At 63.8% G+C, this 13,911-nt stretch carries 15 protein-coding genes and 3 tRNA genes; 5 read left to right on the top strand and 13 right to left on the bottom strand.

Annotation, left to right across the window (positions count from 1 at the left end):
* Positions 1 to 2: 2 nt before the first annotated feature.
* Together ACXHGZ_RS02385 and ACXHGZ_RS02380 are read right to left on the bottom strand one after the other, a co-directional pair.
* Positions 3 to 491 (bottom strand): Hcp family type VI secretion system effector, encoded by a 489-nt coding sequence (locus ACXHGZ_RS02385; RefSeq protein ID WP_084857041.1) that lies wholly within the window; start codon positions 489 to 491, stop codon positions 3 to 5.
* Positions 492 to 887: 396 nt separating this feature from the next.
* On the bottom strand, positions 888 to 1,568 hold the full coding sequence (locus ACXHGZ_RS02380; RefSeq protein ID WP_368829381.1) for an energy-coupling factor ABC transporter permease: 681 nt from the start codon (positions 1,566 to 1,568) through the stop codon (positions 888 to 890).
* 141 nt (positions 1,569 to 1,709) lie between these two features.
* On the opposite strand from ACXHGZ_RS02380, the gene ACXHGZ_RS02375 reads away from it, so the two are divergent.
* The 3 genes from ACXHGZ_RS02375 to ACXHGZ_RS02365 all read left to right on the top strand — a co-directional run bounded on the left by ACXHGZ_RS02375 (position 1,710) and on the right by ACXHGZ_RS02365 (position 4,025).
* Positions 1,710 to 2,339, top strand: coding sequence for a DUF1780 domain-containing protein (locus ACXHGZ_RS02375; RefSeq protein ID WP_084857037.1), 630 nt, complete (start codon positions 1,710 to 1,712; stop codon positions 2,337 to 2,339).
* A 132-nt stretch (positions 2,340 to 2,471) separates the two neighbouring features.
* Positions 2,472 to 2,645: a DUF3094 family protein gene (locus ACXHGZ_RS02370; RefSeq protein ID WP_084857035.1), complete on the top strand. Its 174-nt coding sequence runs from the start codon at positions 2,472 to 2,474 to the stop codon at positions 2,643 to 2,645.
* Positions 2,646 to 2,729: 84 nt separating this feature from the next.
* On the top strand, positions 2,730 to 4,025 hold the full coding sequence (locus tag ACXHGZ_RS02365; protein ID WP_084857033.1) for an NAD(P)/FAD-dependent oxidoreductase: 1,296 nt from the start codon (positions 2,730 to 2,732) through the stop codon (positions 4,023 to 4,025).
* A gap of 178 nt (positions 4,026 to 4,203) precedes the next feature.
* Here the strand turns inward: ACXHGZ_RS02365 and ACXHGZ_RS02360 are convergent.
* The 6 genes from ACXHGZ_RS02360 to rluD form a co-directional block, all read right to left on the bottom strand.
* Positions 4,204 to 4,279: transfer RNA gene (locus ACXHGZ_RS02360), tRNA-Lys, on the bottom strand.
* Between the two features lie 6 nt (positions 4,280 to 4,285).
* A tRNA-Pro gene (locus tag ACXHGZ_RS02355) sits at positions 4,286 to 4,362 on the bottom strand.
* 4 nt (positions 4,363 to 4,366) lie between these two features.
* A tRNA-Asn gene (locus ACXHGZ_RS02350) sits at positions 4,367 to 4,442 on the bottom strand.
* A 368-nt stretch (positions 4,443 to 4,810) separates the two neighbouring features.
* Complete coding sequence (gene clpB, locus ACXHGZ_RS02345) at positions 4,811 to 7,375, bottom strand: ATP-dependent chaperone ClpB (protein ID WP_480462191.1); 2,565 nt, start codon at positions 7,373 to 7,375, stop codon at positions 4,811 to 4,813.
* Between the two features lie 256 nt (positions 7,376 to 7,631).
* Entirely contained in the window at positions 7,632 to 8,369 is a 738-nt protein-coding gene (gene pgeF, locus ACXHGZ_RS02340; RefSeq protein ID WP_480462190.1) for a peptidoglycan editing factor PgeF, read from the bottom strand.
* Positions 8,366 to 9,328: a 23S rRNA pseudouridine(1911/1915/1917) synthase RluD gene (rluD, locus tag ACXHGZ_RS02335; protein WP_196144454.1), complete on the bottom strand. Its 963-nt coding sequence runs from the start codon at positions 9,326 to 9,328 to the stop codon at positions 8,366 to 8,368. The genes pgeF and rluD overlap by 4 nt, the downstream gene beginning before the upstream one ends.
* Positions 9,329 to 9,476: 148 nt before the next feature.
* On the opposite strand from rluD, the gene ACXHGZ_RS02330 reads away from it, so the two are divergent.
* Both ACXHGZ_RS02330 and ACXHGZ_RS02325 read left to right on the top strand, forming a co-directional pair.
* Complete coding sequence (locus ACXHGZ_RS02330; RefSeq protein WP_084857026.1) at positions 9,477 to 10,496, top strand: outer membrane protein assembly factor BamD; 1,020 nt, start codon at positions 9,477 to 9,479, stop codon at positions 10,494 to 10,496.
* A 94-nt stretch (positions 10,497 to 10,590) separates the two neighbouring features.
* Positions 10,591 to 10,821: a PP0621 family protein gene (locus ACXHGZ_RS02325; protein WP_084857024.1), complete on the top strand. Its 231-nt coding sequence runs from the start codon at positions 10,591 to 10,593 to the stop codon at positions 10,819 to 10,821.
* A 63-nt stretch (positions 10,822 to 10,884) separates the two neighbouring features.
* On the opposite strand, the gene thiO is transcribed toward ACXHGZ_RS02325, so the two are convergent.
* The 5 genes from thiO to ACXHGZ_RS02300 are packed head-to-tail and all read right to left on the bottom strand — an operon-like array spanning position 10,885 to position 13,894.
* Positions 10,885 to 11,985: a glycine oxidase ThiO gene (gene thiO / locus ACXHGZ_RS02320; RefSeq protein ID WP_480462188.1), complete on the bottom strand. Its 1,101-nt coding sequence runs from the start codon at positions 11,983 to 11,985 to the stop codon at positions 10,885 to 10,887.
* Positions 11,986 to 12,020: 35 nt separating this feature from the next.
* Positions 12,021 to 12,425, bottom strand: a complete 405-nt coding sequence (locus ACXHGZ_RS02315) for a type IV pilin protein (protein ID WP_480462186.1) — start codon at positions 12,423 to 12,425, stop codon at positions 12,021 to 12,023.
* A 1-nt stretch (position 12,426) separates the two neighbouring features.
* Positions 12,427 to 12,909, bottom strand: coding sequence for a hypothetical protein (locus ACXHGZ_RS02310; protein ID WP_480462185.1), 483 nt, complete (start codon positions 12,907 to 12,909; stop codon positions 12,427 to 12,429).
* A complete protein-coding gene (locus tag ACXHGZ_RS02305; protein ID WP_480462183.1) occupies positions 12,906 to 13,571 on the bottom strand; it encodes a PilW family protein in 666 nt (221 codons plus the stop codon). Before ACXHGZ_RS02305 ends, ACXHGZ_RS02310 begins: the two co-directional genes overlap by 4 nt.
* Positions 13,568 to 13,894 (bottom strand): type IV pilus modification PilV family protein, encoded by a 327-nt coding sequence (locus ACXHGZ_RS02300; protein WP_480462181.1) that lies wholly within the window; start codon positions 13,892 to 13,894, stop codon positions 13,568 to 13,570. Before ACXHGZ_RS02300 ends, ACXHGZ_RS02305 begins: the two co-directional genes overlap by 4 nt.
* Positions 13,895 to 13,911 lie beyond the last annotated feature (17 nt).

Here is a 13,911-nt window from a genome sequence, read left to right as displayed (position 1 = left end):
CCTCATGCGTATTTTTTGTTGCCGATCCGATCCCAGCCCCCTGCTACGCTACCGCCACCGGTACCGTCCTGCCGTTTCTGCTGGATATACGTCGTTTTGATTCGCCCGTAATTCAACTGCACTATCTCGACAGGCACGCCACCACCCACTTCTTGCGTATAGTCGGCGATGATCACTTCTTCGAGAATGACTTCATAATATTTGAGCTTCTCGCCGCCCGCTCTGCAGAGTGCAAGCTTCACCTCCTTCAGATGCTGCCCGGCGCAACTGGCTTCCATCAGTTTGCAACTGGCACTGTCCAAGAACTTAGTGAAAGTAAAATTCGTCAGGTTGGTACGCCCCGACGCTGCACCGCCTGCAGAGCTTGCTGTCGCAGATGTGCTTTGATTCACGCCAAAACTATAACCGGTGATTTCAATCCACTTGTTGTACTTCTCATCCAGCGCTTCGCCTGGAATTCCATCGATTTGAATGAATGCGTCGAACGACATACGTACCTTCTCCTTGGTCATTATTAAAAGAAACAGACCTCGCAATGGGTCGTGCAGAGCGAGGCTAGGCGCTGGAGAACGACGCTGCAATGGAGAAAAGGCGGTAAAATGGCAAATCGGAAATGGACTACGAACAATAAGGAAAAACTGATTTATATAGTTAGGAAATTGTTTCTGGGAATGCCAAAGGAGCGCGGCCCATCGCGGGGCAAGCCCGCTCCTACAAGAAGGGGTTCGGAGTTTTGAAGTTAGCCTGGCTCGGTGGGTGCGGCGGCCCGACTGGCCCTGCGATTAAAACCGGCCCAGCCCTCCGCGGCGGCATAGCAAGGGCTTCGCCCTTGATCGCGGGACAAGCCCGCTCCCACAGGGCCGCGCCTTATTGGCTGCGACACGGCCTCAGCGATCTTCGTCGTTCCAAGGTGCCTGCAGGTATCGGGTGCGGTTGAACGTTTCCAGCCATTCCGGGCAGAACACCACCAGCGCGCTGATCACCGTGCCGTTGATGAAGGCCTCGGGGAAAATGATCAGCCATAGGTAACCGATGAAGTCCGACAGCCATTCCGGCATAGCGAAACGCCCATCGAGCCATAGCAGGCCCAGCGCAGCGAGCAGGCAGAGCAGCGCCGACAACGCCGCGGCGAAGAACCCCGAGAAGATATAGACGAACAGGTTACGCGGCTGGGCGCGTTCGACCAGGATGGCGCACACCTCCGTCACCAGCACTGGCAGGCCGATGATCAACAGGCCGTTGACGCCCAGCGCAGCCAGCTCCAGGCGCCCGAGGGCGAGCAGGCCGAGCTGGGCCAGGGCACCACCGACAATCGCCAATGGCCAGTCGAGCAGAAGGGTCACGGCGGTCATGCCGATGAAGTGGTAGGACACGCCCGTGTCGAAGTCGCGTCGCACCAACCACAGGATGAACAGGCCGAACACGGTGCCGAACAGCAGGTGCTGGCGGCGGCTGTCGCTGAACAGTTCCACCCAGCGTGTGCGGCCCAGGGCCCAGATGAGCAGGGGCACGTAGCCGAGCCAACCCAGGGTGAGGCTGGTGGTGGACAGGACCTGCGCGCTGATCACCGGTTCGCTCCTTCTGCCGTGCCGAATAGGCCGAGTCTACACCCTATCGTTGCCAGCGCCGGCCGGGCCGGGCTGGGCGAAGGGCGATTCTTGCGCACAAACAGCATCTTACCGTCATCGATAGCGACTAAGCTTGTTCCCATGGATGACTCAGACTACCTGCGCCTGCTCACCATACAGGCCGAACAAGCGAATGCGTTTCTGTCCAATGCCCGCAAATGGGAACGCGAGCGTTGGGTGTGTCAACGCCTGCTGCAAGGGCTGAATATTCCCTACCGCAGCGAGGATTTCACCCCGGCCGGCCAGGAGCCGCCAGACGTATTGTTTCGCGATGCGGCGTTCGAGGTGTTCTTCGTGCTCGATGAAGGGCGCCGGCTCAATGACGAGTGGCGCGAGGAGTTGCAGCGCCGACGCAGCGCGTTTTCCCTGAGCCAGCTGGTGCGCCGCGAGGCCAGGCCACGGCGGATCAGTGCCCAGGAACTGCTCGGGCGCCTGGCGCCGACCCTGCGCAAGAAGGCGCACAACTACCAGGAACGCGGGCTGGACCTGGGCGAGCTGGACATCATCGCCTTCGCCAGCCTCAAGCGCGAAGTACTGGACCTCAACAGCCATTTCCCGCCGCCCACCGAGTACCTGCGCCAGGGTTGGCGGTCACTGTCGCTGGTGGGGCCGACATTTGCCCGAGTGCTGTTCGCCCACCCCGACGCGCCGGATTTCCTACGCGGCAACCTGGGGCGCAGCATTGTCTTCGACGTGGGCATCAGTCTTTGATCCAGTGCCGAGAGTCTTTGCGATGGCGTACACTCGGCGCCAGGGATAGAACGCATTATCATTTGTTTCAAGCGCTTGCGTGAACGCTGTGGCGTGCACGCAGTCACAAACGTCTATCTGACGAGGCCCACCATGACCAGCCGCCTGAATCCTGAAGATCAGCGTCGCGTCGATGAGTACCTGCGTGCCCCCCAGCATCGAGTCGAGCGCAGGCCCTTCCGGCCGTTGCTGCTCCTTGTGCTGGTGGTCGCGGTGACCATCGGTCTGGGCCTGTTGAGCCGCCTGCTGAGTGGACTGGTGCTATGAGCTGCCTCGCGCTCGCCCTCCTCTCCTGCAAGCCGCGGCCGGCCGACATGGCCACGAATTCCGTAAAACTTGTGAGATATCCCAATGACTCATCGCATCGTGATTGTCGGCGGCGGCGCCGGCGGCCTGGAACTGGCGACCCGCCTGGGTAAAAGCCTGGGCAAGCGCAAGCAGGCCGAGATCACCCTGGTCGACGCCAACCTGACGCACATCTGGAAACCTTTGCTGCACGAAGTGGCCGCAGGCTCGCTGAACTCCTCGGAAGACGAACTGAACTACGTGGCCCAGGCCAAGTGGAACCACTTCAATTTCCAGCTGGGACGCATGAGCGGGCTGGACCGGGAAACCAAGCAGATCCAACTGGCCGCGACCCTCGATGAAGAGGGCCGCGAGCTGTTGCCTGCGCGCACCCTGGGCTACGACACGCTGGTGATCGCCGTCGGCAGCAACACCAACGACTTCGGCACCCTGGGTGCGGCGCAGCACTGCCTGTTCCTGGACACCCGCAAGCAGGCCGAGCGCTTCCATCAGCAGCTGCTCAACCATTACCTGCGCGCCCATGCCGGTGATGTGGCCAGCGAGAAGATCAGCGTGGCCATCGTCGGCGCCGGCGCAACAGGCGTGGAACTGGCGGCCGAGCTGCACCATGCGGCCCATGAACTGGCGGCCTATGGCCTGGACCGCATCCAGCCCAAGGACATGCACATCACCCTGATCGAGGCCGGCCCCCGCGTGCTGCCCGCCTTGCCCGAGCGCATCAGTGTGCCGGTGCACAAGACCCTGGAAAAGCTCGGGGTGACGGTGATGACCAATGCGGCGGTCAGTGAGGTGACCGAGGATGGGCTGAAGACGGCTTCCGGCGAAGTGATCCAGGCCAGCCTGAAGGTGTGGGCGGCCGGTATCCGTGCGCCGGGCTTCCTCAAGGACATCGACGGGCTGGAGACCAACCGTATCAACCAGTTGGTGGTGCGCCCTACCCTGCAGACCACCCGCGACGATGACATCTTCGCCTTCGGCGACTGCGCCGCCTGCCCGCAACCGGGCAGCGACCGCAATGTGCCGCCACGGGCACAGGCGGCGCACCAGCAGGCTTCGATGCTGGCCAAGAGCCTCAAGGCACGCCTGGAGAACAAGCCGCTGCCGAGCTACGAATACAAGGACTATGGCTCGCTGGTGTCGCTGTCGCGCTTCTCGGCGGTGGGCAACCTGATGGGTAACCTGATGGGCAGCGTGAAGCTGGAGGGCTGGCTGGCGCGGATGTTCTATGTATCGCTGTACCGGATGCACCAGATGGCGCTGTACGGGTTCTTCCGCACGGCGATGATGATGCTCGGGAGCAAGATTGGACGGGGTACCGAGCCGCGGTTGAAGTTGCACTGACGATCGCTGGGGGCGCTTGACGCCCCTTTCGCGGCGCAAGGCCGCTCCTACACAGGATCGCGTTTTCCTGTAGGAGCGGCCTTGTGCCGCGAAGGCCTGCAAGGCAGGCCCAAAATCGCAGGCGTATCAAATTCGAGGCAAAGAAAAAGGGCATCTCATTGGAGATGCCCTTTTTACATGGTGGGTCGTGTAGGATTCGAACCTACGACCAATTGGTTAAAAGCCAACTGCTCTACCAACTGAGCTAACGACCCTGAAAATGGTCGGGGTGAGGGGATTCGAACTCCTGACATCCTGCTCCCAAAGCAGGCGCGCTACCGGACTGCGCTACACCCCGAAATTGGCTCCGCGACCTGGACTCGAACCAGGGACCCAATGATTAACAGTCATTTGCTCTACCGACTGAGCTATCGCGGAACTGAACTTCGTACAACTTCGAAGGCTGTGTTAGCTTCGAACTCTTCAGCGTTGTCGCTGCTGAGGCCGGCTATTCTACATTCTTCGTTTTGCTTGTCAACCCCCAATTTGCTTTCAAGTTACTGATTTGCAAATTGTTTTCAGATCCCTTGTACCGCCGGTGATCTGTGTAGTGCCTGACAGCGGGGCGTATATTAGGGGCACTCGATTTTCTGTGCAAGTATTTTTTTCAAAATTTTCAGCAAGTTAGATCGGGTCCAGAAAAATCAGGGGGTTGCGTTGTCCCGCAACTGCGTCGGCAGGCCCAACACCAGGAAGCCGATACGAAAGAGCCCCGCCAATGCGGGGCTCTTTCTTTACTGCTGGGCTCAGGCGAAGACGATTTCGTCGCCTTCGACCTTGGCGGTGATCGCCGCGCCAGGCAGGAACTGCCCGCTGAGGATCAACTGCGCCAGCGGGTTTTCGATCCAGCGCTGGATCGCACGCTTGAGCGGACGTGCGCCATACACCGGGTCGTAGCCGACGGCGATCAGCTTGTCCAAGGCCTCCGGGCTCAGGCTCAGCGACAGCTCGCGCTCGGCCAGACGGCTGCGCAGGCGGCCGAGCTGGATCTCGGTGATGCCGGCGATCTGGTCGCGGCCCAAGGGCTCGAACACCACCACTTCGTCGATCCGGTTGATGAACTCCGGACGGAAGTGCGAGCTCACCGCATCCATCACCGCAGCCCGCTGGGCCTCGCGATCACCGGCCAGTTCCTGGATCTGCGCCGAGCCCAGGTTGGAGGTCATCACGATCACCGTGTTGCGGAAGTCCACCGTACGGCCATGGCTGTCGGTCAGGCGGCCATCCTCGAGCACCTGCAGCAACACGTTGAATACATCCGGGTGCGCCTTCTCCACTTCGTCGAGCAGCACCACCGAGTAGGGTTTGCGCCGCACAGCCTCGGTCAGGTAGCCGCCCTCCTCGTAGCCCACGTACCCGGGCGGGGCACCGATCAACCGAGCCACGGAGTGTTTCTCCATGAATTCGGACATGTCGATACGCACCATGGCCTCTTCGGTGTCGAACAGGAATTCGGCCAACGCCTTGCACAGCTCGGTCTTGCCCACGCCGGTAGGGCCAAGGAACAGGAACGAGCCACTCGGCCGGTTCGGGTCGGCCAGGCCAGCCCGGGAGCGGCGCACGGCGTTGGCCACGGCGGTAACGGCTTCGTTCTGGCCGATGACGCGCTGGTGCAGCAGCGCTTCCATCTTCAGCAGCTTCTCACGCTCGCCTTCGAGCATCTTGGCCACTGGGATGCCGGTCCACTTGGACACCACTTCGGCGATTTCTTCCTCGGTCACCTTGTTGCGCAGCAGCTGGTTCTCGCTCTTGCCATGCTGGTCGACCATCTGCAGGCTGCGCTCCAGGTCCGGGATCACCCCGTACTGCAGCTCGGCCATGCGGCTCAGGTCGCCCTTGCGGCGGGCGGCCTCCAGTTCCTGGCGTGCCTGCTCGATCTTTTGCTGGATCTGTGCCGACCCCTGCACCTCGGCTTTTTCCGACGCCCAGATTTCCTCGAGGTCGGAATATTCGCGCTCAAGGCGCTGGATTTCCTCGGTGAGTTTCTCCAGGCGCTTCTTGGCCGCTTCGTCCTCTTCCTTCTTCAGTGCCTGGGATTCCACCTTCAGCTGGATCAGGCGACGGTCGAGACGGTCGAGCACTTCCGGCTTGGAGTCGATCTCCATACGAATGCGGCTGGCCGCTTCGTCGATCAGGTCGATGGCCTTATCCGGCAGTTGGCGGTCGGTGATGTAGCGGTGGCTGAGCTTGGCCGCTGCGATGATCGCACCGTCGGTGATGGCCACCTTGTGGTGTACCTCATAGCGCTCTTTCAGGCCGCGCAGGATGGCAATGGTGTCTTCCTCGCTCGGCTCGTCGACCAGCACCTTCTGGAAACGGCGCTCGAGGGCGGCGTCCTTCTCGATGAACTGGCGGTACTCGTTCAGCGTGGTGGCACCGACGCAGTGCAGCTCACCACGGGCCAGGGCCGGCTTGAGCATGTTGCCGGCGTCCATGGCGCCCTCGCCTTTACCGGCGCCGACCATGGTGTGCAGTTCGTCGATGAACAGGATGATCTGGCCTTCCTGCTTGGACAGCTCGTTGAGCAGGGCCTTCAGGCGCTCCTCGAACTCGCCGCGGTACTTGGCGCCGGCGATCAGGGCGCCCATGTCCAGCGCCAGCAGGCGCTTGCCCTTGAGGCCGTCGGGTACTTCACCGTTGATGATGCGCTGGGCCAGGCCTTCGGCGATGGCGGTCTTGCCGACGCCAGGCTCGCCGATCAGCACGGGGTTGTTCTTGGTACGGCGCTGCAGCACCTGCACGGTACGACGGATCTCATCGTCACGGCCGATGACCGGGTCGAGCTTGCCTTCCTCGGCACGCTTGGTCAGGTCGACGGTGTACTTGTCCAGGGCCTGGCGCGACTCCTCGGCATTGGGGTCGTTGACCGCCGCGCCGCCGCGCAGGTTGTTGATGGCGTTCTCCAGGGCTTTCTTGCTCACGCCCTGGCTGAGCAGCAGCTTGCCAAGCTTGCTGTTCTCGTCCATGGCAGCCAGCAGCACCAGCTCGCTGGAGATGAACTGGTCGCCCTTCTGCTGGGCCAGGCGGTCAGCCTGGTTGAGCAGGCGCGCCAGGTCCTGGGACATGTTCACATCGCCGGTAGGGTTCTGGATCTTCGGCAGATGGTCCATCTCCTTCACCAAGGCCTGGCGCAGGCCATTGACGTCGAAGCCGACCTGCATCAGCAGGGGTTTGATGGAGCCGCCCTGCTGGTCGATAAGCGCCTGCATCAGGTGCACGGGCTCGATGGCCGGGTGGTCCATACCCACGGCCAGGGATTGGGAATCGGATAACGCCAGTTGCAGCTTACTGGTCAAACGGTCTATTCGCATGAGGGATACCTTCCTATAAGGGCAGGCGGAGCGATGGATAGCACCTGTAATGAAGAAACCTGCCTGAGATGACCAATAGATAAGGGTGATTCTGAAAGATTCAAGCGTAGCGGGGTTGACACGGGTCAGCAGGTTGAGTTGTGACTGGGCTGCTTTGCAGCCCAATCGCCGGCAAGCCGGCTCCCACAAGGATCGGGCCAGTGCTCAGAAACTTTGCAGGGCAGTTGCTCCCACCGTTCCTATAAGGAAATGTGGCTCAGGCTTGCAGCCAGACCAGGGAGGCGAAGCGCCCGCCTTGCGGCGTGCGGCGATAGGAGAAGAAGCGTGGGTCGTTGACCGTGCACAGGCCGCCGCCATATACGGCGGTGACGCCACGGGCCGCCAGGCGGATGCGGGCGAGCTGGTAGATATCGGCCATCAGCTTGCCCGGGCGCCCCCCTGGCACAAAGGCTTGGGCCGCTTCAGGATGTTGGGTGGTGAAGGCATCGCGCACTTCCACGCCGACTTCGAAGGCCTGGGGGCCAATGGCCGGGCCAAGCCATACCAGTACATCCTCGGCAGGCACGCCAAGACGGTCGAGGGTGGCCTCGAGCACACCGCCCGCCAGCCCGCGCCAGCCGGCATGGGCCGCTGCCACGCGGGTGCCGACGCGGTCGCAGAACAGCACGGGCAGACAGTCGGCGGTCATCACGGTGCAGGCGATGTTGGGCTGGTCGGTGAAGCTGGCGTCGGCCTCGGCCACACATGCCGGGTCGGCGTCGGCCACGACCACGCCATGGACCTGCTTGAGCCAGGCCGGGCGAATGCCGAATGCGTCGCTCAGGCGGCGACGGTTCTCGGCGACCGCGGCCGGGTCGTCGCCGACGTGGTCACCGAGGTTGAAGGTGTCGTAGGGCGGCAGGCTGACGCCGCCCTGGCGAGTGGTGACGCAGGCGCGAACCGAGGCCGGGGCCGGCCAGTCGGGGAACAGCAGCGACTGCGTCAGGCCGCTCATCCGATGAAGCTCTCGCGGTCCTGGTTGAGCAGCGACAGCAGCCAGACGAAATCATCCGGCAGCGGCGAGGCCCATTCCATGCGCTCGCCGGTGGTCGGGTGGTCCAGTGCCAGGAAGCGCGCATGCAGGGCCTGGCGCGGGAAGTTCTTGACCGCCTCGACCATGGCCACGCTGGCTGCCGGCGGGATGCGGAAACGACCGCCGTACGTCTGGTCGCCGACCAGCGGGAAGCCCACATGCGCCATGTGCACGCGAATCTGGTGGGTACGGCCGGTTTCCAGCTTGACCCGCACATGGGTGTGCGAGCGGAAGCGCTTGAGGACACGGTAATGGCTGACCGCAGGCTTGCCGCCGTCGGTCACCGCCATGCGCTGGCGCATGCCACCATGGCGACCGATGGGCGCATCGATCTTGCCACCGGCGGTGACCACGCCAACCACGATGCATTCATAGATGCGGCTGACCGAACGTTTTTGCAGCTGGTCGACCAGGTTGGTCTGGGCCTGCAGGGTCTTGGCGACCACCATCAGGCCGGTGGTGTCTTTGTCCAGGCGGTGCACGATACCGGCGCGCGGTACGTTGACGATGTCCGGCACGTGGTGCAGCAGGGCATTGAGCAAGGTGCCGTCGGCATGGCCCGCCGCCGGGTGCACAACCAGCCCGGCGGGCTTGTTGATCACCAGGATCTGGTCGTCTTCGTAGACGATGTCCAGCTCGATGTCCTGGGCCACCCATTCGCCCTGGGCCTCCTGCTCGGCCTCCAGGGCCAGGATGGAGCCACTGTGGACGGTGTCGCGCGGGCGCAGCACCGCGCCGTCGACCGTCAGGCGACCGTCCTTGATCCACGAGGCCAGGCGCGAGCGCGAGTACTCGGAGAAGAGTTGGGCGGCGACCTGGTCGAGGCGTTGACCGCCCAGTTCGGACGGGACCTCTGCGCTAAGTTGAATGATCTCGGACATGCTCGATTCGGCGGGCGCACAGCCTTTGGTTTCGGCTGCACGCTTGTGGTTAAATACGACTTCTTTTGCCCCGGGTTCGGCCGGGGGCGCTCATCATAACAGGACGGCACCGCCCAAGACAGCGGCCGTCAAAGGGACGCAAGCCGCCATGCAAGTGAAACACCTGCTGCTGATCGCCATCCTCGGGCTCACCGCTGCCTGTTCCTCCAACAAGGAAGTCGTCGACGAGAACCTCAGCGAGGCCGAGCTGTACCAGCAGGCGCAGGCCGACCTGGACAACCACAGCTATACCAGCGCCGTGAGCAAGCTCAAGGCCCTGGAGTCGCGCTACCCGTTCGGCCGCTACGCCGACCAGGCCCAGTTGGAGCTGATCTACGCCAACTACAAGAACGCCGAGCCGGAAGCCGCCAAGTCCGCCGCCGAGCGCTTCATCCGCCTGCACCCGCAGCACCCGAACGTCGACTACGCCTACTACCTCAAGGGCCTGACCTCGTTCGACCAGGACCGTGGCTTGGTGGCGCGCTTCCTGCCGCTGGACATGACCAAGCGTGACCCGGGCGCCGCCCGCGACTCCTACAACGAGTTCGCCCAGCTCACCAGCCGCTTCCCCAACAGCCGCTACGCGCCGGACGCCAAGCAGCGCATGATCTACCTGCGCAACCTGCTGGCGGCCTACGAGATCCACGTGGCCGACTACTACCTGAGCCGCCAGGCCTACGTGGCCGCGGCCAACCGTGGCCGCTACGTGGTCGAGAACTTCCAGGAAACCCCATCGGTCGGCGACGGCCTGGCCGTGATGGTCGAGGCCTACCAGCGCCTGCACCTGGACGAACTGGCAGCCACCAGCCTGGAAACGCTCAAGCTCAACTACCCAGACCACCCAAGCCTGGTCGATGGCCAGTTCGAGCCCAAGCAGGACGAAGCCGACAACCGCTCGTGGCTGTCCAAGGCGACCCTGGGCCTGATCGAAACCGACACCCCGCTGCCGCCGGGCGAAACCCGCGCCAACCAGGACGTGGTCAAGCAGTTCCAGGATGCTCGTGCAGAAATGCCTGAAGAACTGCTGCCCAAGGACGAAGACGGTGATGCGATCCGTCCTGAAGGCCCGAAGGAAGCCGAGAAGGACCGTTCGTGGTTCAGCTACATGACCTTCGGTCTGTTCGACTGATCGACCGCAGCATGAGAAAGGGAGGCCCGAGGCCTCCCTTTTTTATTGGCGCCGCCCTAGACTGTCGCTCTTCATTCTCGACAAGCTGGACACCATGGTTCGTCTACTTTTCTGGATCGCCCTGATCGCCGCTGCGTTCTGGCTGTGGCGCAAGTTCAAGGCCAGCCAACACACTCCTGCCGAGCCCAAGCTCGACGACCCGCTGAAGATGGTGCGCTGCGCCCACTGCGGCGTGCACCTGCCCAATGACCGCGCCCTGCGGCTGGGCAACGACTGGTATTGCAGCCAGGCGCACCTGGAGCAAGGGCCCGGCTCGCAGCGTTGATGTTTCGGGGAGTGGCCCGCTCCCACAGGTTATTGTGTGGGCGCGGGTTTACCCGCTCTTACATCACGCGACCAGACGCGGACCTGGCGCATAAGGCGCCGGGTCGATGATCGGCTCGCGGCCGGTCAGCAGGTCGGTGAACAGCTGGCATGATGCCGGTGCCAGCACCAGCCCGTTGCGGTAATGCCCGCAGTTCAACCACAGCCCATCGTGCCCCGGCACGCGCCCGATATAGGGGATACCCTCGGGCGACCCTGGGCGCAGGCCTGCCCAGTGCGCCACCACTGTGGCATCGGCCAAGGCGGGCAGAAGCTCCACCGCAGATGCCTTGAGGCTCTCCAGTGCCTCGCCGGTGGGCGTCTTGTCGTAGCCGGCATGCTCCAGGGTGCTGCCGACCAGGATATGCCCGTCGCGACGCGGAATGGCGTAGCGCCCCTTGGCCAATACCATGCTCGGCAGGAAGTCTTCGGCGCATTTGAACAGGATCATCTGCCCCTTGACCGGCTCGACCGGCAACGCCAGCCCCAGCGTCTTGAGCAGGTCGCCGCTCCAAGCGCCAGCGCTGAGCACCACGTCGTCGGCTTCCAACACTCCTTGGGCGGTCTGCACACCGGTTACACGCCCCTGCTCCTGCCGGAACCCGGTGACTGCGCAGTGCTCGAGCAGGGTCACGTTGGGCAGGGCCTGCAAGGCAGCCTTGAGCGATTTGACCAGCCGCGGATTGCGCACATTGGCCACGCCTGCCATGTAGATGGCGCGCTTGAAGCCGGGGCCGAGCACCGGCACGGCGTCGTAGGCCGCCGAGATGTCCACGGCGCTCAGCGGCCGCTGCTCGCGCGCGGCCCATGCCAGGGCTTGGGCTTCGTCGTCCAGGTCCAGCCAGTACAGGCCCGTGGTGTGTACTTCAGGATCGATCCCGGTCGTGGCGAACAGCCGCTCGCCCAACTGCGGGTAGAAGTCCTGGGACCAGTGCGCCAGCGCGGTCACCGCCGGGCTGTAGCGCCAAGGGTAGAGCGGCGAGACGATACCTCCGCCGGCCCAGGACGACTCGCGCCCTACTTCGCCCTGGTCGCAGACCACCACCCGGTCGACCTTCGGCGCGAGGTTGAACGCAGTCAACAGGCCGATCACGCCGCCGCCGACAATCACTACTTGCTTGCTCATCTGTCGTTCCACTACCTGAAATAAGAACCGGGCCTTCAATAACCCCAGCAACCTTCGGCCGTCGCACCTGCGCCTGCGCCTGGGTTGTCACGCGCGCCGGCATGGTCGAGCTGATAGTCGCCGCAGTGGTCGTCGGCCATCAGCCCATCGGGCTGGCGCCTGGCGAGCAGGCGGAAGCTGTCGTCATCGCGTTGCACCTGCACGTTGTAGTAGCGGGTGCCGGCAGGCAGTGGCGGTAACTGAGGGTCGGAACCTGCGTATTGGCCCGTGCGCGCACGGTGGCGCTCCAGGCGCAGGGCTGCGTCCTGCAGCAGGCCGACCACTTCACTTCGCGCGGCACGCCTGAGCTGGTCGCTGTAACTGGGGTAGGCAATGGCTGCCAGAATGCCGCTGACGGCCACGACAATCAACAATTCGATCAGGCTCAGGCCTCGCTGCATGTCATGGCTCCCTCAAGCGTTGGCGCCACAGGATGCGCCGAAGTGGGGCGTTCGGCCCCGGCTGCAGGGCATAGACCGCCTCCAGCACGTGCCGCGCCTGCTGCTGGCGGCTGACGGCGGTCACCCGATACAGGCGCGCCCGGGCGCCGTCGGGCAGGTGCGCGACCAGGGTGCTTTCGCCCAGGTTCTGCAGCAGGAAGAACCCTTGCTCAGCGGATTGCCAGCCAGGCTCCCCGCCCTGCACGTCATGGGCATCGCCAGGTGGCCGACAGCGCTGGCACGGCCCTGGTGGTGCCAGCAACAACCGCGCCCTGCCCTCCAGCAACACAGCTTCGGCCTGCTCCAGGGCCTGGGCACTGGCCCGTAACTGCCCGGCCATATGGGCCTGCACCAAGGCGTCGCGCAGGGCCGAGGCGGCCAGCAACCCGGCCAACAGGCTGAGCACCAGCCCCGTCAAAAGAGCGATGCCACGTTGACGCTTCATACGTCGGGCTCCCCGTTACGCAGGGCAACGCTCACCTCGTGCCGCAGCTCGACCTGGTGTTGCGGATCGAACAGCGTGAGCTGCAGATCGACCCGGCCACCTTGGTGGGTTGGCACCAGGACCACGCGCAGATCACGCACCCGGTCGATCAAGGCTTGTGCCTGGCCCGCGCGCCCAAGCCTCAAGGTATCGCCATGCAATTGGTAGGTGACACGCTGGATAGGAACCACCAGTGCCGCCCCGCTGCCCGGTGGGGGGCGATGCCTGACCTCTGCCCAGCTCAGGCAGTCCGTGAGCAGCACCCAGTCGGGCTGCCGCCCGGTACCAGGCAATTGCTCACCGACCAGCTCCAGGCGCTCTAGGCGTCCATTCCCGGACAGGGTGATCTGCAATGGCTGGGCGAACGCCTCGGCAGCGGCCTGGCTTTCAAAAACGATGGCATCCTGGCGCAGGCAGCCGAACATGCCAGCCATGCGGATGTCCTGGGCCATCCGTTGCAGTGCCAGGCGGGCATCGCCCTGCAATCGTACGGCGACAGACTGCACTTGCCAGGCGTGGTAGGCCGAGACGAACAGCTGACTCGCCGCCCCCAGCAACATCAACCCGATCGTCAGCGCCAGCAGGGCTTCGAGCAAACCGAAGCCGGCCTGGCAGCGGCTCATGGCCATGCCCTGGCCTGCAGTCTGGTTAATAACTGGCCTGCTTGATGGACCTCAACCACCAAGGCGTGGCCGGCCTCCGTTACGCGCCCTTGCGCCGAAGCCCCCAGGAGCTGGTCGAGCCGACCTTGCCAGGCGGCCCTCTCGCCCGGCGCCAAGCTGCCAGCGGCCCTACTGCGCTCCAACAACCCTTGCGCCAGGAACACTGCCTGGGTCTCGCGCCGCGCGTCATCGAGCGCCTGCAAACCACGCATTTGCTGGGCCGCCGCGGCAAACAAGCCAAGCGCCAGCACCACGATCGTCAACACCACTTCCAGCAGCGTCATGCCGCGCTCCCTCGCGT

The organism is Pseudomonas shiyinii (assembly GCF_056725765.1).
Note: the sequence above shows the minus strand (reverse complement) of the source record. Positions and strands in the feature narration are given on the sequence as shown.

What these genes read in the sequence shown, in the direction of transcription:
- ACXHGZ_RS02375 (WP_084857037.1), top strand. Translation starts at nt 1,710, where the DNA reads ATGGATGACTCAGACTACCTGCGCCTGCTCACCATACAGGCCGAACAA.
- ACXHGZ_RS02385 (WP_084857041.1), bottom strand. Translation starts at nt 491, where the DNA reads ATGTCGTTCGACGCATTCATTCAAATCGATGGAATTCCAGGCGAAGCG.
- clpB (WP_480462191.1), bottom strand. Translation starts at nt 7,375, where the DNA reads ATGCGAATAGACCGTTTGACCAGTAAGCTGCAACTGGCGTTATCCGAT.
- ACXHGZ_RS02305 (WP_480462183.1), bottom strand. Translation starts at nt 13,571, where the DNA reads ATGAGCCGCTGCCAGGCCGGCTTCGGTTTGCTCGAAGCCCTGCTGGCG.
- ACXHGZ_RS02370 (WP_084857035.1), top strand. Translation starts at nt 2,472, where the DNA reads ATGACCAGCCGCCTGAATCCTGAAGATCAGCGTCGCGTCGATGAGTAC.
- rluD (WP_196144454.1), bottom strand. Translation starts at nt 9,328, where the DNA reads ATGTCCGAGATCATTCAACTTAGCGCAGAGGTCCCGTCCGAACTGGGC.
- ACXHGZ_RS02330 (WP_084857026.1), top strand. Translation starts at nt 9,477, where the DNA reads ATGCAAGTGAAACACCTGCTGCTGATCGCCATCCTCGGGCTCACCGCT.
- pgeF (WP_480462190.1), bottom strand. Translation starts at nt 8,369, where the DNA reads ATGAGCGGCCTGACGCAGTCGCTGCTGTTCCCCGACTGGCCGGCCCCG.
- ACXHGZ_RS02300 (WP_480462181.1), bottom strand. Translation starts at nt 13,894, where the DNA reads ATGACGCTGCTGGAAGTGGTGTTGACGATCGTGGTGCTGGCGCTTGGC.
- ACXHGZ_RS02365 (WP_084857033.1), top strand. Translation starts at nt 2,730, where the DNA reads ATGACTCATCGCATCGTGATTGTCGGCGGCGGCGCCGGCGGCCTGGAA.
- ACXHGZ_RS02325 (WP_084857024.1), top strand. Translation starts at nt 10,591, where the DNA reads ATGGTTCGTCTACTTTTCTGGATCGCCCTGATCGCCGCTGCGTTCTGG.
- ACXHGZ_RS02310 (WP_480462185.1), bottom strand. Translation starts at nt 12,909, where the DNA reads ATGAAGCGTCAACGTGGCATCGCTCTTTTGACGGGGCTGGTGCTCAGC.
- thiO (WP_480462188.1), bottom strand. Translation starts at nt 11,985, where the DNA reads ATGAGCAAGCAAGTAGTGATTGTCGGCGGCGGCGTGATCGGCCTGTTG.
- ACXHGZ_RS02315 (WP_480462186.1), bottom strand. Translation starts at nt 12,425, where the DNA reads ATGCAGCGAGGCCTGAGCCTGATCGAATTGTTGATTGTCGTGGCCGTC.